This window comes from Achromobacter pulmonis (assembly GCF_002885955.2).
GTDB lineage: Bacteria > Pseudomonadota > Gammaproteobacteria > Burkholderiales > Burkholderiaceae_B > Achromobacter > Achromobacter pulmonis_A.
On record NZ_POQS01000001.1, the window covers coordinates 17,867 to 39,718 of the forward strand.

22 protein-coding genes and 1 tRNA gene are annotated in these 21,852 nt (G+C 66.6%); 13 read left to right on the plus strand and 10 right to left on the minus strand.

Annotation, left to right across the window (positions count from 1 at the left end):
- Nucleotides 1-83 precede the first annotated feature (83 nt).
- Nucleotides 84-159: transfer RNA gene (locus C1I89_RS00095), tRNA-Ala, on the minus strand.
- Between the two features lie 64 nt (nucleotides 160-223).
- Nucleotides 224-1,006 carry an exodeoxyribonuclease III gene (gene xth, locus C1I89_RS00100; RefSeq protein WP_102770807.1) on the minus strand — a complete coding sequence of 261 codons (783 nt, stop codon included), beginning with the start codon at nucleotides 1,004-1,006 and terminating at the stop codon, nucleotides 224-226.
- A 280-nt stretch (nucleotides 1,007-1,286) separates the two neighbouring features.
- Here xth and C1I89_RS00105 point away from each other — a divergent pair, with 280 nt between their 5' ends.
- From C1I89_RS00105 to C1I89_RS00115, 3 genes are all read left to right on the plus strand, one after another.
- Complete coding sequence (locus C1I89_RS00105; protein ID WP_102770808.1) at nucleotides 1,287-2,252, plus strand: IS5 family transposase; 966 nt, start codon at nucleotides 1,287-1,289, stop codon at nucleotides 2,250-2,252.
- 217 nt (nucleotides 2,253-2,469) lie between these two features.
- Complete coding sequence (locus tag C1I89_RS00110; protein WP_102770809.1) at nucleotides 2,470-2,697, plus strand: hypothetical protein; 228 nt, start codon at nucleotides 2,470-2,472, stop codon at nucleotides 2,695-2,697.
- A gap of 18 nt (nucleotides 2,698-2,715) precedes the next feature.
- The gene (locus tag C1I89_RS00115; RefSeq protein ID WP_146196854.1) at nucleotides 2,716-2,934 is read left to right on the plus strand and encodes a hypothetical protein; all 219 of its coding nucleotides are present in this window, start codon (nucleotides 2,716-2,718) and stop codon (nucleotides 2,932-2,934) included.
- Between the two features lie 35 nt (nucleotides 2,935-2,969).
- On the opposite strand, the gene C1I89_RS00120 is transcribed toward C1I89_RS00115, so the two are convergent.
- Nucleotides 2,970-3,752 carry a 3-oxoacyl-ACP reductase gene (locus C1I89_RS00120; RefSeq protein WP_102770811.1) on the minus strand — a complete coding sequence of 261 codons (783 nt, stop codon included), beginning with the start codon at nucleotides 3,750-3,752 and terminating at the stop codon, nucleotides 2,970-2,972.
- Nucleotides 3,753-3,768: 16 nt separating this feature from the next.
- Entirely contained in the window at nucleotides 3,769-4,572 is an 804-nt protein-coding gene (locus C1I89_RS00125; protein ID WP_102771794.1) for a FadR/GntR family transcriptional regulator, read from the minus strand.
- A 244-nt stretch (nucleotides 4,573-4,816) separates the two neighbouring features.
- Between C1I89_RS00125 and C1I89_RS00130 the strand changes: the two genes are divergently transcribed.
- Complete coding sequence (locus C1I89_RS00130) at nucleotides 4,817-6,250, plus strand: aldehyde dehydrogenase family protein (protein ID WP_102770812.1); 1,434 nt, start codon at nucleotides 4,817-4,819, stop codon at nucleotides 6,248-6,250.
- A 96-nt stretch (nucleotides 6,251-6,346) separates the two neighbouring features.
- A complete protein-coding gene (locus C1I89_RS00135; RefSeq protein ID WP_102770813.1) occupies nucleotides 6,347-7,051 on the plus strand; it encodes a riboflavin synthase subunit alpha in 705 nt (234 codons plus the stop codon).
- Nucleotides 7,052-7,062: 11 nt separating this feature from the next.
- Here C1I89_RS00135 and C1I89_RS00140 read toward each other — a convergent pair whose 3' ends face one another.
- Genes C1I89_RS00140 through C1I89_RS00150 form a run of 3 tightly spaced genes read right to left on the minus strand, consistent with a single transcriptional unit; the run spans nucleotide 7,063 to nucleotide 10,457 of the window.
- Nucleotides 7,063-7,584 (minus strand): 2'-5' RNA ligase family protein, encoded by a 522-nt coding sequence (locus C1I89_RS00140; protein ID WP_102770814.1) that lies wholly within the window; start codon nucleotides 7,582-7,584, stop codon nucleotides 7,063-7,065.
- Between the two features lie 53 nt (nucleotides 7,585-7,637).
- A complete protein-coding gene (locus tag C1I89_RS00145; RefSeq protein WP_102770815.1) occupies nucleotides 7,638-9,131 on the minus strand; it encodes a M81 family metallopeptidase in 1,494 nt (497 codons plus the stop codon).
- A 24-nt stretch (nucleotides 9,132-9,155) separates the two neighbouring features.
- Nucleotides 9,156-10,457 carry an MFS transporter gene (locus tag C1I89_RS00150; RefSeq protein ID WP_102770816.1) on the minus strand — a complete coding sequence of 434 codons (1,302 nt, stop codon included), beginning with the start codon at nucleotides 10,455-10,457 and terminating at the stop codon, nucleotides 9,156-9,158.
- Between the two features lie 183 nt (nucleotides 10,458-10,640).
- Between C1I89_RS00150 and C1I89_RS00155 the strand changes: the two genes are divergently transcribed.
- Together C1I89_RS00155 and speG are read left to right on the plus strand one after the other, a co-directional pair.
- Nucleotides 10,641-11,555, plus strand: coding sequence for a LysR family transcriptional regulator (locus C1I89_RS00155; protein ID WP_102770817.1), 915 nt, complete (start codon nucleotides 10,641-10,643; stop codon nucleotides 11,553-11,555).
- A gap of 45 nt (nucleotides 11,556-11,600) precedes the next feature.
- Nucleotides 11,601-12,185 carry a spermidine N1-acetyltransferase gene (speG, locus tag C1I89_RS00160; protein WP_102770818.1) on the plus strand — a complete coding sequence of 195 codons (585 nt, stop codon included), beginning with the start codon at nucleotides 11,601-11,603 and terminating at the stop codon, nucleotides 12,183-12,185.
- Nucleotides 12,186-12,294: 109 nt separating this feature from the next.
- Here speG and C1I89_RS00165 read toward each other — a convergent pair whose 3' ends face one another.
- Nucleotides 12,295-14,685 (minus strand): heavy metal translocating P-type ATPase, encoded by a 2,391-nt coding sequence (locus tag C1I89_RS00165; protein ID WP_102770819.1) that lies wholly within the window; start codon nucleotides 14,683-14,685, stop codon nucleotides 12,295-12,297.
- 114 nt (nucleotides 14,686-14,799) lie between these two features.
- On the opposite strand from C1I89_RS00165, the gene cadR reads away from it, so the two are divergent.
- Nucleotides 14,800-15,234, plus strand: a complete 435-nt coding sequence (gene cadR, locus C1I89_RS00170; RefSeq protein ID WP_102771795.1) for a Cd(II)/Pb(II)-responsive transcriptional regulator — start codon at nucleotides 14,800-14,802, stop codon at nucleotides 15,232-15,234.
- A gap of 236 nt (nucleotides 15,235-15,470) precedes the next feature.
- On the opposite strand, the gene C1I89_RS00175 is transcribed toward cadR, so the two are convergent.
- A complete protein-coding gene (locus tag C1I89_RS00175) occupies nucleotides 15,471-16,436 on the minus strand; it encodes an IS5 family transposase (RefSeq protein ID WP_102770808.1) in 966 nt (321 codons plus the stop codon).
- A 112-nt stretch (nucleotides 16,437-16,548) separates the two neighbouring features.
- Between C1I89_RS00175 and C1I89_RS00180 the strand changes: the two genes are divergently transcribed.
- A complete protein-coding gene (locus C1I89_RS00180; RefSeq protein WP_102770820.1) occupies nucleotides 16,549-17,142 on the plus strand; it encodes a nitroreductase family protein in 594 nt (197 codons plus the stop codon).
- 60 nt (nucleotides 17,143-17,202) lie between these two features.
- Here C1I89_RS00180 and C1I89_RS00185 read toward each other — a convergent pair whose 3' ends face one another.
- Nucleotides 17,203-17,796, minus strand: a complete 594-nt coding sequence (locus tag C1I89_RS00185) for a MarR family winged helix-turn-helix transcriptional regulator (RefSeq protein WP_102770821.1) — start codon at nucleotides 17,794-17,796, stop codon at nucleotides 17,203-17,205.
- 202 nt (nucleotides 17,797-17,998) lie between these two features.
- Here C1I89_RS00185 and C1I89_RS00190 point away from each other — a divergent pair, with 202 nt between their 5' ends.
- The 4 genes from C1I89_RS00190 to C1I89_RS00205 are packed head-to-tail and all read left to right on the plus strand — an operon-like array spanning nucleotide 17,999 to nucleotide 21,843.
- On the plus strand, nucleotides 17,999-19,033 hold the full coding sequence (locus tag C1I89_RS00190) for an ABC transporter substrate-binding protein (protein WP_102770822.1): 1,035 nt from the start codon (nucleotides 17,999-18,001) through the stop codon (nucleotides 19,031-19,033).
- Nucleotides 19,034-19,058: 25 nt separating this feature from the next.
- Nucleotides 19,059-20,150: an ABC transporter ATP-binding protein gene (locus tag C1I89_RS00195; RefSeq protein ID WP_102770823.1), complete on the plus strand. Its 1,092-nt coding sequence runs from the start codon at nucleotides 19,059-19,061 to the stop codon at nucleotides 20,148-20,150.
- Complete coding sequence (locus C1I89_RS00200) at nucleotides 20,147-21,055, plus strand: ABC transporter permease (protein ID WP_102770824.1); 909 nt, start codon at nucleotides 20,147-20,149, stop codon at nucleotides 21,053-21,055. The genes C1I89_RS00195 and C1I89_RS00200 overlap by 4 nt, the downstream gene beginning before the upstream one ends.
- Nucleotides 21,052-21,843, plus strand: a complete 792-nt coding sequence (locus tag C1I89_RS00205) for an ABC transporter permease (protein WP_102770825.1) — start codon at nucleotides 21,052-21,054, stop codon at nucleotides 21,841-21,843. The genes C1I89_RS00200 and C1I89_RS00205 overlap by 4 nt, the downstream gene beginning before the upstream one ends.
- Nucleotides 21,844-21,852: the final 9 nt, after the last annotated feature.

Here is a 21,852-nt window from a genome sequence, read left to right on the forward strand (position 1 = left end):
GCCCGAGTGGCGCAAAATTGGCGCAGTAAATCGAATCTACCAAAGAAAAAGGGCCTAGCCATCGGCTAAGCCCTTGATTCTATTGGTGGAGCGGAGGAGGATCGAACTCCCGACCTTCGCATTGCGAACGCGACGCTCTCCCAGCTGAGCTACCGCCCCAAAAGCAAGACCGCAACTATACATAAAGCCAAGCCCGCGTGCAAGCGGGATGGCGATATCAAGTTCAGACAAATTCCAAAGTGGCCACGACCGGGGCGTGGTCGGAGGGTTGTTCGTTGCGGCGCGGTTCCTTGTCGATGGCGCAGGCGACGCAGCGCTTGACCAGCGGGGCCGACAGCAGGACGTGGTCGATCCGCAGGCCGGCGTTGCGGCGGAAGGCGAATTGGCGGTAGTCCCACCAGCTGAAGGATTTCTCGGGTTGCTCGAACAGGCGGAAGGAATCGCTCAGGCCCAGGTCGAGCAGGGCGCGGAAGGCGGCGCGCTCGGGTTCCGAGACCAGCACCTGGCCTTCCCATTTCTCGGGGTTGTGCACGTCCTCGTCGGCGGGCGCCACGTTGTAGTCGCCCAGCACCGCCAGCCTGGGGTATTGCTTGATTTCCTCGGCCAGCCATTTGCGCATGGCCTCGAACCATTCCAGCTTGTAGGCGTATTTGTCCGAGCCCACGGACTGGCCGTTGGGGCAGTAGGCGCAGACCACCCGCACGTCGCCTTCGGGGCCGGGAAAGGTCAGCGCCAGCACGCGCTGCTGCGGGTCTTCGTAGCCGGGGATGTTGCGCTCCATGGAGGTGCCGGGCACGCGCGAAATAATGGCCACGCCGTTGTAGGTCTTCTGCCCGGCCCAGACGGCGTGATAGCCGGCTTCGGTGAAGGCGGCTTCGGGAAACTTGTCGTCCGTGAGCTTGAGTTCCTGGATGCACAGCACGTCGACCGGATTGGCGGCGAGCCAGTCCAGCACCTGCTGCAGGCGCACGTTCAGGGAGTTCACGTTCCAGGTGGCTAATTTCATTTTTCGCGTAGACCGTTTGTTGTTGCGGCGCGTTGGCCATCGGCGGGAATTGCGGCTCCCGGACAACGTCGGATGATACCGTGCCCGCTCTCGCGGGGTAGGGCGCGTCCCGATATGTGAGCATGTATGTCGCCCCCTCCGCCCGCTGTCATTGACGGCAAAAATGCAATGAACATACAAAATGTTCAAATTTTTGCGCATTCCTAAGGAACCTCTGAACAAGTCCAACGAACCTGTCAGAATATAAGTTATTGAAAACAGTCCGATCCGAGTGAACCCGATGAGCCAGTTGAGTTTTTCCGAAGCCGAGTACGTTGGCAAACGCAAGAAAACGCGCCGTGAGAAGTTTCTGGCCAAGATGGAGCGTGCGGTGCCGTGGAAGCTCTTTGCCGATCTGGTCGATCCGCATTACCCCAAACCGGGCATCGGTCGTCCACCGTATCCGCTGGAAACGATGCTGCGCATCTACTTCATGCAACTGTGGTTTTCGCTGTCGGACCCGGCCATGGAAGAGACGCTGTACGACAGCTTTTCGATGCGCCAGTTTGCCAAACTGCCTGGAGGTCGTGTGCCGGACGAGACCACCATTTTGAACTTCCGTCATCTGCTCGAGCAGCACAACATTGCCGACCAAGCGCTTGAGGCGGTCAACCTGCTGTTGCAGGATCAAGGCATTCAGGTGCGCAAAGGCACCATTGTGGACGCCACAATTATCGATGCACCCAGCTCGACCAAGAACGCCAGCGGCACGCGGGACCCCGAGATGCATCAGACCAAAAAGGGAAACCAGTGGCACTTTGGGATGAAGGCCCACATTGGGGTTGATCTTCACAGCGGGCTGGTCCACACGGTGGTGGGCACCGCTGCCAATGAGCATGATGTTACTCAGGCGGCTGCGTTGCTGCATGGTGAAGAAACGTTGGCTTTTGGCGATGCCGGTTATCAAGGCGTAGACAAACGACCCGAGCACCAAGGGCGTGACGTAACCTGGCACATTGCCATGCGCCCCGGCAAACGGCGCGCCTTGGGTAACAGCGCAATTGATCGTTTGACGCAAAACATTGAGCGGGCCAAATCCAGTCTTCGAGCCAAGGTTGAGCATCCGTTTCGTGTCATCAAATGCCAATTCGGGTTTCGTAAAGTCAGATTCCGTGGACTGGCCAAGAACACTGCGCATTTGAAAATGTTGTTTACGCTGTCCAATATCTGGATGGCACGCCGCCCGTTGACGGCGGTGGCAGGGTAAGTGCGCCCAAAAAGCGCCAACAGGCCCGAAAACGGGCCTGATCGGGGTGCAAACAACCCGAAAGTGGCGATGATTTGAGCAGTTTTTAACCATTTTTGAATACTTTGGTCATGAGGTCGATTTTTGGATGTTTGAAATCGAGTTCTTCAGACCTTCCCTAATACTTAAAGATTCAATCAATGGCTACGCTGCTAGGGTTCCCTGAACGGAGAGCGGCATGAAATGCCTTGATTTGGAAACGGTTTCTCCCGGTGTTCCGATAGTCGGCTGGCTGCTGGATGGGCCGCGGCCCGAGTTCACCGACGTGATCAGCATCGCGCGGCGATGGATGGTCGACGGTCAACGCGTCACGGAGGTGGTGCGGGCGGAGAATGATCCACAGGGGGCCATGGCTGCTTCGGGGACTTCCATCATGCGCGCCTGCGGCATCGCGGGCCGGAGCTGAGAGGCGGAGGAGTCGGCTATGACTACAGGTGTGATCAGGCTCAACGGCTATCGCCTCGAATACGAACTGCGGCCGCTGGCGGCGCGCCAGGGGTTCGAGGCCTGGGTGCGGACCGCGCCGCATCATCAATGGACGCGCATCGGCGTGGGCGATTCGGCCTTCATTAGCGAGGACGCCGCGCTCAAGGGCATCCGCTACGCCGCCGGCGAGATCAGCGCCCGCCGGCTGCAGGCATAGCGTCCACAAGCCGGTTTCACGCGGCCGGTTCCGTTTTATCCCTTCACCAGGCCGCCGTCGACGATCAGGTTCTGGCCGGTGACGGCGCGCGACCACGGGCTGGCGAAGAACAGCACCGCGTCGGCGAACTGCGCCGGCGTGGTGACTTCGCGCAGCGGCGTGCCGGCGGCGATCATGTCGAACACCGCGTCCGGTGTGGCGGCCGAGGCGTCGGTGGTGCGCAGCAGGCCGCCCGAAACCATGTTGACCGTGATGCCGTCGGCGCCCAGTTCGTGCGACAGGGTGCGGGTGAAGGCCAGCAGCGCCGCCTTGGCGGCGGTGTAGTCGTGATAGGGCACGACCGGATTCTGGACCAGGTTGGTGCCGACGTTGATGATGCGTCCGCCGCCGGCGGCGCGCATGGCGGGCAGGACGGCCTGGGTGGTGTTGAGCGCGGCGCGCACGCTGCCTTCGAGCTGCGCGTTCATGCGGCTCCAGTCCAGCGTGTCGGCATGCGGGCGCAGGTCGCCGTCGAACTGGAAGGCGGGCAGGGCGTTGTTGACCACGGTGCTGACGGGTATGCCGAAATGTTCGCTGGCCTGGGCGACCAGGGCGGCGACGGCGGCCGGGTCGCGCACGTCGGCCTGCAGCGCCAGCGCGCGCTCGGGGGCGGCGGCGGCCAGGGCCTGGGCCCGGTCGGCGCTGTTCAGGTAGTTGATGACGACCCTGGCGCCTTCGCGCAGGAAGGCCTGGGCGATGGCGGCTCCCAGGCCGCGGCTGGCGCCGGTGACGATGACGAGTTGCTGGTCGAGGTTCAGGGGCGTGCGTTGCGATGACATGGGTGAGGCTTCCTGCTCAGTGTTCCGGGCCGCTGTTGAGCATGCGGCTGCGGGCTTTTTCGATATGGGCGCGCATGACGTTGCGCGCGCCTTCGGCGTCCTGTTCCTGGATCAGCCGGTAGATGTGGCGGTGTTCGTCGATGGCGGCGCGGGTGCGTTTCCAGGGTTCGCTGTGGACCAGGTGGCGCATGACGTTGACCGCGTGGCTGACGTCGTATTCCAGCGATTTCAGCACCTGCACGAAGCGCTGGTTGCCGGTGGCCGCGGCGATGGCGCGGTGGAAACCGTAGTCGTGGTGGTGGGCGATGGCGCCGGAGGCGTCGGCTTCTTCGTAGCCGGTCAGCATGCGGTCCATTTCGCCCAGGTCGTCGGAAGTGCGGCGCAGCGCGGCCAGGTAGGCGCATTCGGGCTCGATCACCATGCGCAGCTCCAGGCCTTCGAGGATGTGGCCGACCCGGCGGGCCGGGTCGACCGCGGGCATGCCGCCCATCAGGTCGGGCTTGGCGCGCACGTAGGAGCCCGAGCCCCGGATGGAGTCCACCAGCTGGTCTTCGCGCAGCCGGTCCAGGGCCTGGCGCACCACGGGGCGCGAGACCTCGAAGAGGGCGGCCAGTTCCAGTTCGGTGGGCAGTTTGCTGCCGGGCGCGATCTTGCCGGTGGCGATTGCGTAGAACAGGCTTTCGTAGACGCGCTCGGCGAAGCGTTCGGCACGCACGTAGCCCAGGCCGGACGCCACTTCGGCCAGCACGTCCAGTTCGGGACGGGGGCGGTTGGCGGCTTCCAGCAGCGAGGCCAGCTGCGGGTCGCGCACGTTGCTTATCGGCACGCCGCGGGTGCGCGCCGGATCGGGTTTGTCAGTGGCCATAACAAGTTTGAGGCGGTGCTAAGCCGTTGGAATGTTAGGGATAACCCGAGATGACGGAAAAATATCCTGACTCTTGGGACAAAGGCTGTCAATTCAATTGACAAGTTTTTGGCGGCTCTCATAATGGGATCTGATCGCTCGATCCGATCGCTCACCATTTTGCAACCGGCCGTCCGGCCGCTACTTTACTCCGCACATCGTGACTCAGAAGAACTTTATCGCCAACCAATGGGTGGCGGCCGCTACCGGCGAAACCATAGATGTCCTGAACCCGTCCGATGGCAAGCCGTTCGAGGCGATTGCGCGCTCGGGCCAAGCCGACGTGGACCGCGCCGTGAAGGTGGCGCGCGAGGCTTACGAAGGCGAGTGGGGCCAGATGGCGCCCGCCGCGCGCAGCCGCCTGCTCATGCGCATCGCGTTCGCGCTGCTGGATCGCCAGGAAGAACTGGCGCAGCTGGAATCGGCCGACACCGGCAAGCCCATCAAGCAGGCGCGCGCCGACGCCGCCGCGGTGGCCCGGTACTTCGAGTTCTATGCCGGCGCGGTCGACAAGCTGCACGGCGAGACCATTCCCTACAACCCGGGCTTCACCGTGCTGACGGTGCGCGAACCGCACGGCGTCACCGGCCACATCGTGCCCTGGAACTACCCGCTGCAGATCTTCGGCCGCAGCGTGGGCGCGGCGCTGGCCGCCGGCAACGCCTGCGTGGTCAAGCCGGCCGAAGACGCCTGCCTGTCGCTGCTGAAGCTGGCGGAGATCGCCGCCGAGGCGGGCCTGCCCGCCGGCGCGCTGAACATCGTCACGGGTTACGGCCACGAGGCCGGCGCGGCGCTGTCGGCGCATCCGGGCATCGACCATATTTCCTTCACCGGCTCGCCGCAGACCGGCAAGATGGTGGCGCACGCCGCCGCCGAGAACCACGTGCCGGTCACGCTGGAACTGGGCGGCAAGTCGCCCCAGATCGTGTTCGACGACGCCGACCTGGACGCCGCGCTGCCGGTGCTGCTGGGCGCCATCATCCAGAACGCGGGCCAGACCTGCTCGGCCGGCAGCCGCGTGCTGATCCAGCGCGGCGTGTACGAAACCGTGCTCAAGCGCCTGTCCGAGGCCTTTGCGGCCACGGTCACCGGCCCGGCCGCGGCCGACCTCGACGTGGGCCCGCTGATCAACGCCCGCCAGCAGGATCGCGTGCGCGGCTTCGTGAGCGAGGCCGAAGCCGCCGGCATGAAGGTCGCTGCGCGCGGCAAGCTCAAGGAAGGCACGCCCGAGGCGGGCTTCTACCAGCCGCCGGTGCTGTTCCGCGACGTGCCGTCCGACAGCCGCCTGGCGCAGGAGGAAGTGTTCGGCCCGGTGCTGGCGGCCATGCCGTTCGACACCGAGGAAGAGGCGCTGGCCATCGCCAACGGTACGCTCTACGGCCTGGTGGCCGGCGTCTGGACCCGCGACGGCGGCCGCCAGCTGCGCCTGGCCCGCAAGCTGCGCGCCGGCCAGGTGTTCATCAACAACTACGGCGCCGGCGGCGGCGTGGAGCTGCCGTTCGGCGGTTCGCGCCAGTCCGGCTACGGCCGCGAAAAGGGCTTCGAGGCCCTGTATGGCTTCACCACGCTGAAGACCATCGCCATCAAGCACTGAGCCTGTAATCCGCAGGGCCGCCGCGGCGGTCCCTGGCAAAATATCGGTTAACGTTGATGTTTTGCCAGGGGCCGCCGCGCCCGCTTCAGGATTCACATGTTCACAGGAATAGTCCAAGGCACCGCGAAGATCGCCGAGATCTCCGACCGCGAGGGCCTGCGCACGTTTACGCTCGATTTTCCGCCCGGGTTCTGCGTGGACCTGGCGGTGGGCGCCAGCGTCTCGACCGACGGCGTCTGCCTGACGGTCACCGAGCTGCTGGGCGAGAACCGGGCCCGCTTCGACGTCATGCAGCAAAGCCTGGCCATCACCACGCTGGGCGGCCTGCGCACGGGCGACCGCGCCAACGTCGAGCGCGCGGCCAAGGACGGCGCCGAGATCGGCGGCCATCCGCTGTCGGGCCACGTGGACTTCACCTCCGAGGTGCTGACGGTGCAGTCCTCGGACACCAACCGCCTGATGCGCTTCAGCATCCCCGCCGATTTCCGCAAGTATGTTTTCGCCAAGGGCTATATCGCCATCAACGGCGCCAGCCTGACGGTATCGGAGGTCAATCGCGCCGAAGGCTGGTTCGAGGTCTGGCTGATTCCCGAAACCCGCCGCATGACGGTGTTCGAGGACAAGCAGGCCGGCGACTTCGTCAATATCGAGATCGAGCGCAGCACCCAGGTGGTGGTCGACACGGTGCGCGAAACCGTGCAGGAAAGCCTGGGCAGGCTGCAGCCGCTGCTGGAAGCCATCCTGAAGGAAAAAGGCCTGACGCTGGAGGATTTCGTCAGCTCGCAGGCCCGGCTGAAATAACCCGGGCCGCTTCAGCCGCCCAGCGGATACGAGACCAGGTCGGTCAGCACGCTGTTCTCCAGCGCCGCCACGGTCAGCCGTTCGACCGAGCCGCGGATTTCCAGGTCGCCCCGGTTCAGCTCGTCGCACAGGGATTTCATCAGGGCGCGGTTGCTCGATGAAGCGACCGCGATGTGCGGCACATAGGGAAGGTCCAGCCGCAGCGTAGGCGCCAGCAGTTGGCGGTACAGGGCGTCATGCAGGCGCGACAGCTGGCTGTAGCCTTCGTCGGGAACCAGGTAGGCATAGGCCTGCGCCGCGTCGCCGGCCAGCATGGCGTAGCGGCACGCGAAGGCGATGGGTCGCGCCGCGCGGGCGGTTTCTTCCACGTGCTTCAGGTAGGCATGTTCGTCGATGCCGGCGCTGCCGAACGCCATCGTGAAGTGCGCCTTGGCCAGCCGGTGCTGGCCGTCGTGCTGTTGGCGGAACGCTTCGATGAATTCGGCGTCCGGCCCGGACAGGCGGGGATAGGCGAGCGTGAGGATCTTCTTCATGCCGCCAGTCTGCCATCGCCGGGCGCGTACGCCAATCCGGCGGGCGCCGGCCTTCAGTACGAGAAGGCGGGGCCCAGCGGCCGGATGCGCATGCCCGGCTGCAACCGGGTCCAGGGCAGGTCGGCGGGGTCGGCCTGCATGGGGCCGGGGGCCTTGGCCACCAGCACCTCGTGCGCGATGGGCTGGAAGTCGGCGCGGAAGTGCACCGAACTCTTGACCACCAGAATGCCCATTTCCTCGGGCTGCACGCCGCCGACGCGGAACAGGTTGCGGTCCAGCATCTGCGACTTGGTGGCGCTGACCACCACGCGCACGCCGCCGATGCGCAGGCCGGCCACGCCTTCCAGGTCCACGTCCATGCCGTTCATCATCGGGCCGTCGAAACGCAGCTTGCCGGCCGACAAGGTCTCGACCGTGAATTCCCCTTCGAACGCGGCGTCGCCGGCCACGCCGGACTGTCCGCCCAGCTTCAGCCGGACCCGGTTGCCCAGCCCGGCCTCGGTGGCCAGGCGCACGGCCTCGGGGTCGTAGAACAGGCCCAGCGCGGCGTTCTGCGCGTCGGCCTCGACCAGCGCGCGCAGCATGCCGGTGGTGTTGGCGTCGCCGCCAGCGCCGGGATTGTCCTGCGTGTCGGCGATGACCACCGGACGCGAGGCGCCGGCCGCCAGCGCCTGCGCGCGGCGCACGGCCTCGGCCGGCTCCAGGAAGTCGGGCGACCATTCGGGCTCCAGCTCCAGCACGCGCCGGTAGAGCATTTCGGTCACGCGCTCGACCGCGGCGGGGTCGGTGCCGTAGGCCCACACCACCGGGCCGCATTCCGGGAAGTCCGCGGCCGGAAAGCCCGGCGCGAACGAGATCGAGGCCACGCCCGGCGTCTGTTCCAGCTGCGCCAGCAGGTCGTAGACGCCGCGGGACGGCTCCAGCAGCGTGCACATGCCGTTGATCGGGATCAGGAAGGGCAGGCGGCGCTCGCTGCGGCACCAGGCGGGGCCGGCGGCGTTGCGGGCCTGCAGCAGCCGCGCCGCGTGCGCGCCGGTGTCGGCCATGTCCACGTGCGGATAGGTACGGAACGCGGCCAGGCCGTCGGCGGCCTGCAGCATCTGTGCGGTGACGTTGGCATGCAGGTCCAGGCTGGCGATCACCGGCACGTCCGGCCCGACGATGGCGCGCATGCGGGCCAGCAGCTCGCCTTCGCCGTCGTCCAGGTGCTGCGCGACCATGGCGCCGTGCAGGTCCAGGTAGACCGCGTCGTAGCCGCCGGCGCGCGCCGCGTCCAGGATCTCGCCGGCGATGCGCTCGTAGGCGTCGCGGGTCACGTGGGCCGAGGGGCTGGCGCCCGCCCAGATCACGGTCTGCACGGTATGGCCCTGGGCCAGGACCGCGTTGATGAAGCCGCCGGCGGGGATATTGACCTCGCGCAGGGCCAGCATGTCCTCGCCGCGCACCATGGCGGGGAAGCCTTCGCCGCGGACGAAGTTCTCGTACCCGGCCAGCGACGGCGCGAAGGTGTTGGTCTCGTGCTGAAAACCGGCAACCAGTATGTGCATGATGGGTTTCCTGTGGGTTGGAGCTCAGGCGCCTGCGGGCGCGGGACGGGGCGGGCGGTTCACCAGCAGCAGGAGGGCGCCGGCCACCAGCAGGGCGGAGATGACGTAGAGGCCGCCCGCCAGCGAGCCGGTGACCTGCTTGGACCAGCCGATGATCGAGGGGCTGAGGAAGCCGCCCAGGAGGCCGATGCTGTTGATGAGGGCGATGCCGCCGGCGGCCGCCTGGCCCTTCAGGTACTGCGACGGGATGGCCCAGAATACCGTGTATGCGGCCCACATGAAGCCGGTGGCCAGCGTGATCGCGGTCAGGGAAAGCGCGAATTGCGTCGGCGCGGCGGTGGCCACGCACAGCGACAGCCCGGCCATCAGGGCGGGCGCAAGGGTGTGCCAGCGCCGTTCCTGCATGCGGTCCGAGCTGCGCGCGAACCACAGCATGAACACGGCCGCGGCCACGTACGGAATGGCCGAGTACAGGCCGATCTCCATCGTGTCCTGCACGCCCGCCAGCTTCAGCAGGGTGGGCAGCCAGAAACTCACGGCGTAGATGCCGCAGATCAGGCAGAAGTAGGTCAGCGCCATGCCGTAGATGGCGGGGTCGCGCAGCACCTGCGAGAAGGCGTGCTTCTGCTGCGCGCCGCGCGTGTCCAGGTCGGCGGCGAGCAGGGCCTTTTCCTCGGCGCTGAGCCAGCGGGCCTCGGCCGGCCGGTCGTCCAGGAAATAGAAAGCCACCGCCCCGAGCAGCACACAGGGCAGGCCTTCGAGCAGGAACATCCATTGCCATCCGTCCAGGCCGTGCGCGCCCGAGAAGGCGGTCATGATCCAGGCCGACACCGGCCCGCCCACGATGCCGCCGATGGGGCCGGCCAGCATGACCACCGCCATGACGCCGGCCATGCGCGACTGCGAGTACCAGTAGGTCAGGTAGAAGATCATGCCGGGCGCGAAGCCGGCTTCGAACACGCCCAGCATGAAGCGCAGGACATAGAAGCTCCATTCGCCCTGCACGAACAGCATCGAGGCCGAGGTCAGCCCCCACAGCACCATGATGCGGCTGATGGTGCGGCGCGCGCCGATGCGCGTGAGCAGCAGGTTGCTGGGCACCTCGAACAATACGTAGCCCAGGAAGAAGATGCCCGCGCCCAGGCCGTAGACCGCGTCGGAAATGCCCACGTCCTGCTGCATCTGCAGCTTGGCGAAGCCGATGTTGATGCGGTCCAGGTAGGCGAACACGTAGCACAGCAGCAGAAAGGGCAGCAGGCGCCAGGTGATCTTGCGGTACAGCGGGGGCAGGCGCGGGTCCGCGCCCGGCGTGGTCGGATTTGGCATTGCATGTCTCCTCGCACGGGTCTGCGCCCGCGATGGATGGGGATGGCGCCGGAACACCGGCGCCGCCATTATTGGAAGATCACGCGTTGCAGACAATAACCGGAAAGATGAATTATCGTTGCCTATTGGGCAACACAAGCCCGGTCATTGCGGCGCATCGCCAGCGCCGGGGAACAAGGGGATATGCAGGAAATCAACCAGGTCCGCCTGAAGTACTTCCACGAGGTCGTGGCCTGCGGGTCGATACGCGGAGCGGCCGACAAGCTGGACACGGCCGCTTCCGTCATCAGCCGCCAGATCCAGCTGCTGGAAAAGGAGCTGGGCGTACAGCTTTTCGAGCGGCGCCCGCGCGGGCTGGCGCCCACCGAGGCCGCCGACATGCTGCTGGAGTACTACCGCGGCTGCCGCGCGCAGCAGGAACACCTGAACGCGCGCCTGCAGGAATGGCGCGGCATGCAGAGCGGCAGCGTGCAGCTGATGATCAGCGAGGGTTTCATCGACAGCCTGATGGAGCACGTGGTCGGCCCGTTCTGCATCGAGCATCCGCGCATCAAGCTCAGCGTGGACGTGGGCTCGGTCAACGAGGTGGTCGAGGCGGTGGCCAGCGACGCCGCGCACATCGGCCTGGCCTACAACCCGCCGGTGGACCCGCGCCTGCGCTGCCGCGCCAGCCGCAAGCACCCGGTATGCCTGATCGCCGGGCGCGGCCACGCGCTGGCCGCGCGGCGGGCGCCGCTCACCATCAACGACATCCTGCCGTATCCGTTCGCGCTGATGGCTTCGCCCTACGGGCTGCGCCAGGCGGTGGACCTGCTGGAATTCACCGAGCGCGTGCACCTGACGCCCAGCCTGACCACCAATTCGCTGCGCGTGCTCAAGCAGTACGCCATGACCGGCGCGGGCGTGACGCTGATGCCCAATCTCGGCGTGCACCATGAACTGGCCAGCGGCGAGCTGGTCGCCATTCCCATCGAGCATCCGATCCTGAGCGCGCCCGAATGCCAGGCGCTGCTGCGCCTGGGACGCCCGCTGTCGTCGGCCGCCAACGAGGTCATGCGGCGCATCGCGCTGCGGCTGCCGGCCTTCGCGCTGCCGTGACGGCAGGGCGCGCGGCATACAATGGATCGACTTGCGGAGGTAAACATGTCGGTCACATCCGATATCCGAATTCGCCCCCTGGAGCGCGGCGATCTGCACTTTGTGCACAAAATCAACAATAACGACGTCATCATGCGTTACTGGTTCGAAGAGCCCTACGAGGCGTACGACGAACTCGTCGCACTGTACGACCGCCACCTGCACGCGCAGAACGAGCGGCGATTCATCATCGAGCACGACACCGGCCAGCCGGCCGGCCTGGTCGAACTGGTGGAAATCGACTACATCCACCGGCGCGCGGAATTCCAGATCATCATCGCGCCCTCGTACCAGGGCCGGGGCTACGCCAAGGCCGCGACCCGCATCGCGGTGGGCTATGCCTTCCGCGTGCTGAACCTGCACAAGGTCTATCTGGTGGTCGACAAGGACAACCGCGCCGCCGTCCATATCTACGAGCGCTGCGGCTTCACCATCGAAGGCCTGCTGAAGGAAGAGTTCTTCTCCAACGGCTCCTATCGGGACGCCTATCGCATGGCGTTGTTGCAGAAAGACCATCTGCGCGAGAACGGACCGGGTGCGCCGGACGCGCCGGTGTTGCGCGACTGGCCGCAGGAAGAGCAGGCGGGTTAGCGTTGTTGCGAAGTGATGGGTTTCGCGCGCTCGATATTCGGGTTCTTGTTCAAAGCATCTCGCGCTGCACCCATCCTACGTTTGCCGATCGCATCGCCCCACCGCCTCCCTACCGCGCTCCGACAGGCGCCGCCCGCAACAGCCGCAGCCCGTTGAACACCACCAGCAGGCTGGCGCCCACGTCGGCGAACACCGCCATCCACAGCGTGGCGTTGCCGGTCATGGCCAGCGCCAGGAATACCGCCTTGATGCCCAGCGCCAGCACGATGTTCTGCACCAGCACGCTGTGCGTGGCGCGCGACAGGCGCAGGAAGGTGCCGATCTTGCGCAGGTCGTCGTCCATCAGCGCCACGTCGGCGGTCTCGATGGCGGTGCCGGTGCCGGCCGCGCCCATGGCGAAGCCGATGTCGGCGCGGGCCAGTGCGGGGGCGTCGTTGATGCCGTCGCCCACCATGCCGACGCGACCGCCGGCGGCCAGCTTGCTTTCGATGGCGCTCAGCTTGTCCTCGGGCAGCTGGTCGCCGCGCGCCTCGTCGATGCCGACCTGGCGCGCGATGGCCTGGGCCGTGTGGGTGTTGTCGCCGGTCAGCATCAGCGTGCGCACGCCCAGGGCATGCAGGTCGGCGACGGCCGCGGCGCTGGTGGGCTTGACGGTGTCGGCCACGGCGGCCAGCGCCAGCACGCGGCTGCCGTCGGTCAGCGCGATCACGCTCTTGCCCTGGCGTTCCAGCTCGCCCATGCGGGTTTCCAGCGCGTCGCTGGAAACGCCGGCTTCGCGCATCAGGCGCAGGTTGCCCAGCTGGTAGGTCACGCCGTCGACCACGCCGGACACGCCGCGCCCGGCCAGCGCCGTGAAGCCGTCGACGTCGAGCAGGGTCTTGCCGGCCTCGCGCGCCGCGTTGGCCACGGCCAGCGAGACCGGGTGGTCCGACCGCGCGGCCAGGCTGGCGGCGACCAGCGCGGCGGGCTGGCGGCCGGCGCCGGCGGGTTCCCAGTCCAGCAGGTCGGTCTGCACCGGCTTGCCGTGGGTCAGGGTGCCGGTCTTGTCCAGCGCCAGCCATTTGAGGTTGCGGCCTTCTTCGAGATAGACGCCGCCCTTGACCAGGATGCCGCGCCGCGACGCCGCGGTCAGGCCGCTGACGATGCTGACCGGCGTGGAGATGACCAGCGCGCAGGGGCAGGCGATGATGAGCAGCGCCAGCGCGCGGTAGATCGCGTCGAACCAGGGCTGGCTCCACAGCAGGGGCGGCACCACGGCCACCAGCAGCGCCACCACCACCACGGTGGGCGTGTAGATGCGCGAGAAGCGGTCGATGAAGCGCTGGGTGGGCGCGCGGGCGCTCTGGGCCTGTTCCACCGCGTGGATGATGCGCGCCAGCGTGGTGTTGCCGGCCGCCGCCGTGACGCGGTATTCGAACGAGCCCGAGGCGTTGACGGTGGCCGCGTAGACCGGGTCGTCCTGCGCTTTTTCCACGGGCAGGCTTTCGCCGGTGATGGGCGACTGGTCCACCGCCGAGCTGCCGCTGACGATGATGCCGTCGGCGGCGATGCGCTCGCCCGGCCGGACCCGCACGATGTCGCCCGGTTGCAGGCCGGCGGCGGGCATCACGGCCCAGCTGCCGTCGGCCTGGCGCACCGTCGCCGTTTCCGGCGCCAGGTCCAGCAGTCCGCGGATGGCGTTGCGCGCCCGGTCCAGCGAGCGGGCTTCGATCAGTTCGGCCACGTTGAACAGGAACATCACCATGGCCGCCTCGGGCCACTGGCCGATCAGCACGGCGCCGGTCACGGCCAGGCTCATCAGCGCGTTGATGTTGAGGTTGCCGTTGCGCACGGCGATCCAGCCCTTGCGGTAGGTGCCGATGCCGCAGGCGATGATGGCGGCCACGGCCAGGCCGGCGGTGACGGCCAGCGGCCAGCTGGCGAAATGCGAAATCTCGGACATCGCCGCCAGCAGGCCGGCGCCGCCGATCTGCCACCAGTTGACCGGCTTGGCCGCGGGCGCGGCTTGCTGCGGCGCGTCCGCGGCCAGCGGCTCGGGGGTCATGTCCAGCGAACGGATGGCGGCCATGATGCGGTCCAGCGCGCCTTCGGCGTGCACCACCGTCAGGACGCGCTGCATCAGGTTGAAATCCAGCGCGTGCACGCCGTCCATGCCGCCCAGCTTCTTGCGGATCAGCGTTTCCTCGGTGGGGCAGTCCATCTGCCCGATGCGCAGGCGCGCCAGCGCCTGGCCGGGGCCGGCGACGAGCGTGGCCGCGCCGCCGCCAGACAGCGTGAAGGGCTGCGCCGCGTGGTCGTGGCCGCAGCAGGCGCCGGCGGCATGGTCGTGCGCCGGATGGTCGTGCCCGGCGTGGTCATGCCCCGAATGATCGTGGCCCGGGTGATCGTGACCGCAGTGGTCATGTCCGGCGTGATCGTGGTGCGAGTGATCGTGTCCGGCATGGTCATGGCCCGCATGGTCGTGCGCGTGGCCATGTGCATGTTCGTGTTGCTTGACCATAGGTAAAGACATCGCCTTCTGCCTTGAAATATGCTTGGTGACGCTATTGCACACCTTGGAGTTACTATAGGGTCAACCCCTCATTACGAAACGGACATGATCCAGGAGGCAACCATGCGCATAGGCGAACTGGCCACGGCCACCGGCACCACGGTCGAAACCATCAGGTACTACGAGCGCGAAGGGCTGTTGCCGGCCCCGGAACGGGGCCTGAACAACTACCGCAGCTACGGCCAGGCCCATCTGGAACGGCTGCGACTGATCCGCAACTGCCGGGCGCTGGACATGACGCAGGACGAGATCCGCGCCATCCTGTCGCTGGCGGACAATCACCAGACTGGCTGCGGCCCCATTAATGAGCTGTTCGACGAGCACATCGCCCACGTGGACGAGCGCATCGCCGAGCTCACCCAGCTCAAGTCCCAGCTGGCCGAACTGCGCCAGCGCTGCCTGTCGGCCCGGCCCGACGCGGAGGACTGCGGCATCCTGCACGGTCTCAGCGAAATGCAGGTCGAAGAGCGCCAGGAACGGCATACGCACCTGGGCTGAAATCCGGGCCGAACCCTCCCGCCATACCCTTGCCGCGCGGCGGGGGATCGGCGCGCGCGCCGCGCCCATCGCGTACTATGGAAGGTCTGAAGAACTCGATTTCAAACATCCAAAAATCGACCTCATGACCAAAGTATTCAAAAATGGTTAAAAACTGCTCAAATCATCGCCACTTTCGGGTTGTTTGCACCCCGATCAGGCCCGTTTTCGGGCCTGTTGGCGCTTTTTGGGCGCACTTACCCTGCCACCGCCGTCAACGGGCGGCGTGCCATCCAGATATTGGACAGCGTAAACAACATTTTCAAATGCGCAGTGTTCTTGGCCAGTCCACGGAATCTGACTTTACGAAACCCGAATTGGCATTTGATGACACGAAACGGATGCTCAACCTTGGCTCGAAGACTGGATTTGGCCCGCTCAATGTTTTGCGTCAAACGATCAATTGCGCTGTTACCCAAGGCGCGCCGTTTGCCGGGGCGCATGGCAATGTGCCAGGTTACGTCACGCCCTTGGTGCTCGGGTCGTTTGTCTACGCCTTGATAACCGGCATCGCCAAAAGCCAACGTTTCTTCACCATGCAGCAACGCAGCCGCCTGAGTAACATCATGCTCATTGGCAGCGGTGCCCACCACCGTGTGGACCAGCCCGCTGTGAAGATCAACCCCAATGTGGGCCTTCATCCCAAAGTGCCACTGGTTTCCCTTTTTGGTCTGATGCATCTCGGGGTCCCGCGTGCCGCTGGCGTTCTTGGTCGAGCTGGGTGCATCGATAATTGTGGCGTCCACAATGGTGCCTTTGCGCACCTGAATGCCTTGATCCTGCAACAGCAGGTTGACCGCCTCAAGCGCTTGGTCGGCAATGTTGTGCTGCTCGAGCAGATGACGGAAGTTCAAAATGGTGGTCTCGTCCGGCACACGACCTCCAGGCAGTTTGGCAAACTGGCGCATCGAAAAGCTGTCGTACAGCGTCTCTTCCATGGCCGGGTCCGACAGCGAAAACCACAGTTGCATGAAGTAGATGCGCAGCATCGTTTCCAGCGGATACGGTGGACGACCGATGCCCGGTTTGGGGTAATGCGGATCGACCAGATCGGCAAAGAGCTTCCACGGCACCGCACGCTCCATCTTGGCCAGAAACTTCTCACGGCGCGTTTTCTTGCGTTTGCCAACGTACTCGGCTTCGGAAAAACTCAACTGGCTCATCGGGTTCACTCGGATCGGACTGTTTTCAATAACTTATATTCTGACAGGTTCGTTGGACTTGTTCAGAGGTTCCCTATGAGAATATGTTTCTTTCCTATTTGCGCAGGAACCCATGACCCTTAACCAGACCGCCACGCCGCTGCACGCCCTGACCTCCCGCCGTTCCTTCAAGTTTCTGCGCGCCCCGGCGCCCAAGCCCGAGGAACTCGAACAGATCCTGCAGGCCGCCATGTCGGCGCCCGACCACGGCGCGCTGCGTCCGTGGCGCTTCGTGGTGATCCGCGGCGAGGCCATCGGCAAGCTGGCCGACCTGGCGCTCGACGCCGTCAAGCGCAGCGGCGATCCCCGCATGACGCCCGAAAAGGAAAAGTCGGTGCGCGAATGGATGGCCGGCGTGCCGCTGTTCGTTGCCGTGGCGCAGAAGATCGCGCACGACAACACCAAGATTCCCGAGCAGGAGCAGCTGCTGGCCACCGGCGCGGCCACCATGAACATGCTGAACGCCGTGCACATGCTGGGCTACGCCGCGTTCTGGAGCACCGGCATCGGCACTTACGTGGAAGACGTGCAGAACGCGCTGGGCCTGGACGCGCTGGATTACCGTTTCCTGGGTTTCCTGGCCATCGGCACGCCGGCTTGCGCGGTGCCGCCGGCCAACCGCCCGGATTTCCGCGAGTTCGTCACGGAATGGAACGGCCCGGCCTGATCGGCCAGCCCGCCACGAACCGGCCCGCTGGGCCGGTTTTTTCATGCCCGCGGGCAAGCCTCAGGACTGGGCCTCGGCCTCGGGCGCGCGGCCCAGCTCGGGGGCGTTGACCACCAGCATCCGGCTGAGCAGGCGCGCCAGCACCTCGCGCTCCTGCGGCGTGAACATGGCCAGCAGTTCCTGTTCGGCGCGCGCGTGCGCAGGCATGGCCTTGTCGGCCAGGTGCCTGCCCTTGGTGGTCAGCGTGACCAGCACGCCGCGGCGGTCGGCCTTGTCCACCTCGCGGCGCACCAGGCCCTGGCCTTCCAGCCGCTTGAGAATATTGGACAGCCCGCCCGAACTGCACAGCAGCCGCGCCTGCAATTGCGAGGGCGCCAGACAGTAGGGCGCGCCGTCCACCCGCAAGGTGGTCAGCACGGCGTACTCGATGTACTTCAGGCCGTAAGGCTCCTGCGACGCGTTGATGGCGCGCAGCACCACTTCTTCCAGCCGGATCAGCCGGCCCACGACTTCCTTGCCCGAGCTGTCGATGTCCGGCCGTTCGCGCCGCCATTGGGCAATGCCGCGGCCGATGAGATCGTCGTCGGGGTCGAGATGGGAATAGGGCGCGGCGGTGTCGGCCGCGGTCTGCGTAGGGGTGTCGCGATGCTTCATGGATGCGTCCGGGATCGCCGGGTCTGTCCTGTCTGGAGAAGCATTTAACGCATTCCCGCCAGCCTTTGCAAGCAGCGTGAAAACCCTCATTGATGATATCTTTTCAAAAAGATAAATTCCTCGTAAGCACCAAATACCGAGGGCTACGCTTGGCAATTTTGTCACGACGAGGGCCCCGGCCATCTTCCCGCGAGGAGGTTTCATGGACGTCAGGATTTCCAAGGCGCTTGCATGCGCCGCCGTGGTGGGCATGTTCGCTTGGGCAGGGCAGACGCACGCGGCCGATCTGGTGGTGGGGCTTTTCGGCGGTTCGTTCCTGGACGCCTCGCGCGAATGCCAGATCAAGGCCTTCGAGAAGAAAACCGGCGCCCGGGTACGCACCAAGCTGGGCAGCTCGGCGCAGTTCGCCGCCGCGGTCCGCGCCACCGGCGGCAAGTCGGACTTCGACGTGGTGTACCTGGACAATTCGCTGGCCACCCAGCTCAGGAACGAGAAGCTGCTCGAACCCATCGACCGCGCCCGCCTCGCCAACGCCAAGTCGGTCGCGCCGTCCGCCTTCGACGGCGAATCCCCTTACTACGTGAGCTTCATGACGGGCTCGACCGTCATCGTCTACGACACCACCCAGGTCAAGACGCCGCCCAAGTCCTGGAACGACCTGGCCGATCCGGCCTATGAAGGCAAGCTCGCGATAGGCGACATCAGCGGCACGGCCGGCTCGCAGTTCCTGCTGGCGCTGAACCGGATGCGCGGCGGCACGCTGGACAATCTGGACCCCGGTTTCGCGGCCATCGCGCCGCTGGCGCGGGCCTCGGCGCTGCTCTATACCCAGGCCGACCAGATCGTGTCGCTCTTCGAGCGCAAGGAAATCGCGGTGGCGGTCTGGTATTCGGACCGCGCCGGTTCCGCCATAGACAGCGGCCTGCCGTTGGCCGTGGTCTATCCCGAAGAGGGCGCGGTGGGCATCCTGCCGTCGGTGGCGATTCCCAAGGGCAGCAAGCAGACTGAACTGGCCACGCAGTACATCGACGCGCTGCTGTCCAAAGAGGTGCAGACCTGCTTTGCCGAGAAAAAGTACGCGGGGCCGGTCAACACCGAGGTGCGATTGTCGGAGAAGGCCTCGCGCATCGTCGCGGTGGGCAAGCATTTCGACGAGCTGTGGCTGCCCGATCCGGCGGCGGTGGCGCGCGGCATGCCGGCCTGGGTCGGCCGCTGGCAGCGCGAGGTCGCGCGCTGAAGCGCCGCAACACGGGGATCCAATCATGCCTGCATTGACACTGGAGCGCCTGGAAAAGCGCTATGAGGGCCACACGGCCGCCGCCGGCATATCGCTGTCGGTCAAGGACGGCGAGTTCGTCTCCCTGCTGGGCCCGTCGGGCTGCGGCAAGACCACCGTGCTGCGCATGGTGGCGGGCCTGATCGCGCCGACCAGCGGCCGCATCCTGGTCGACGACCGCGACATCACGCGGCTGCCGCCCAACCGGCGCCAGGTGGGGCTGGTGTTTCAGTCGTACGCGCTGTTTCCGCACATGACCGTGTTCGAGAACGTGGCCTTCGGCCTGCGCCGCCAGGGCATCGACGGAGCCGGCCTGCGCGCCCGCGTCGAACAGGCCCTGGCCAGCGTGCGCCTGTCGGGCCTGGGCGAGCGCATGCCGCGGCAGCTCTCGGGCGGCCAGCAGCAGCGCGTGGCGGTGGCGCGCTCGATCGCGCCGCGTCCCAGCATCCTGCTGTTCGACGAGCCGCTGTCCAACCTGGACGCCGTGCTGCGCGACGAGATGCAGATCGAGCTCAAGCGCCTGCAGCGCGAAGTCGGCATCACGACGCTGTTCGTCACGCACGACCAGACCGAGGCCATGAGCATGTCCGACCGGGTCTGTGTGCTGGCCGGCGGCGTGGTGCAGCAGTTCGACACCCCCGAGGCCATTTACCACCGGCCCGCCACCGGCTTCGTGGCCGGCTTCATCGGCCGGCCCAACCGGTTGCAGGGCCGCCTGGCGATGGACGGCGGCGGCCCGCAGGCCGAGCTGCCCGGCGGGCACCGCCTGCCGGTGGAACGCGCCGAGGGCCTGGCGGCCGGCGATGCGCTGGACGTGGTGCTGCGCCAGGAGGACATTTCCATACAGCCCTTGAAAAACGCCGCCGGCGCCGGCCTGCCGGGCACCATCGCGCTGCGCTCGTTCGTGGGGGCGCGGGTCCAGTACGTGGTGGCGCTGCGTGGCGGCGGCGAAATCATCGCCGACACGCCGACCAACGGCCCGCAGTCCGGCCTGGAGGCCGGCGTGGAGGTATGGCTGGGCGTGCGGCCGCAGCACGTGTACGCCACGCGCCGCGCCGGCGCGGAGGCCGCGGCATGAACCTGTCCGGCCGCCTGGAGGGCGGATACCCGCAAGCGCGGCGCGAAGGCGCGGCGATCAGCCGGCGTTCGGCGGGCGCGCTGCTCGCGTCGCCCCTGCTGCTGGTGCTGCTGCTGGCCTTCGTCGGGCCCGCGCTGTTCATGCTGCCGCTCAGCCTGCGCGAATACGTCCCGGGTTCGGGCATCGGCGAGGGCTACACGCTGGGCAACTACACCCGGCTGGTCACCGACCCGTTCTACCGCGAAGTCATCCTGCGCAGCCTGGGGCTGGGCCTGGGCGTGACGGCGCTGTGCCTGCTGCTGGGCTATCCGCTGGCCTGGGTCATCGCGCATGCGCGGCCGCGCCTGAAGCTGGCCCTGACCCTGCTGGTCATCTTTCCCATGCTGCTGAACCTGGTGGTGCGCTCGTTCGGCTGGATCGCGCTGCTGTCGAACCGCGGCCTGCTGAACAACGCGCTGATCGACCTGGGGCTGATCGAGCGTCCGCTCAAGCTGATGTTCAACCTGACCGGCGTGCTGGTGGGCATGACCCATATCTTCCTGCCCTTCATGGTGCTGATGCTGGTGCCCGTGATCCAGGCCGTGCCGCGCGACCTGCGCGACGCGGCCTACACCCTGCAGGCCGGCCGGCTGCGCACCTTCGTGTCGGTGACGCTGCCGCTGACGGCGCACGGCATCCTGGCCGGCTCCATCATGGTGTTCGTGCTGACCATCAGCGCCCTGGTCACGCCCCGCATGCTGGGCGGGCCGACCTACAAGGTCATGGCCACCATGATCTACGACGATTTCCTGCTGACGCTGGACTGGCCGTCCGGCGCGGCGATGGCGTTCACGCTGACGGCGCTGACGCTGGCGGTGATAGCCGTGTCCAGCCGGATGCTCAAGCGCTGGGGAGGCGAATCATGAACGAACGCCGCGCCAGCGGGCCGGTGCTGACCGGCGTCGCCTTCCTGGTCGTGCTGTTTTTGCAGGTGCCGGTGCTGGTGGTGGTGCTGGCCGCCTTCAGCGACACGGCCTATCTGACCCTGCCGCCGAAAGGGCTGACCTTGAAATGGTTCGATGCCGCCCTGAGCGATCCCGACTACCTGGAGGCGGCCTGGACCAGCCTGTGGCTGGCGGCCGGCTCGACCGCCGCGTCGCTGGCGCTGGGCCTGGCCGGCGCCTGCGCCATCCAGCGCCGCATGGTGCCGGGCGCGGCCTGGCTGAATTCGCTGTTCATGGCCCCGCTGGTGCTTCCGTCGGTGGTGCTGGGCGTGGCGCTGCTGCAGTACTACGCGGCCGTGGGCCTGCGCGGCAGCGGCGTCGGCCTGTGGCTGGCCCACGTGGTCATCACCGCGCCCTACGTGGTGCGCGCCAGCCTCGCCAGCCTGGCGTCGGCCGACGAGGCCCTGGAGGACGCGGCCTGCGTGCTCGGCGCGGGGCGCCTGGAGGCGTTCCGGCTGGTCACGCTGCCGCTGCTCAAGCCGGGCCTGGTGGCCGGCGGCCTGTTCGCCTTCATCACCTCGCTGGACAACGTGCCGGTGTCGGTGTTCCTGCTGTCGGCCAGCCAGAACACGCTGCCGGTCAAGATTTTCACGTCGGTGGAGCAGGGCGTGGACCCGTCGGTGGCGGCGGTCTCCGCGCTGCTCATCCTGGTGACGGGCGTCGCCCTGGTGCTCGCCGAGCGCTGGACGGGTTTTCACAAGCATGTGTAAGGAGCGGCA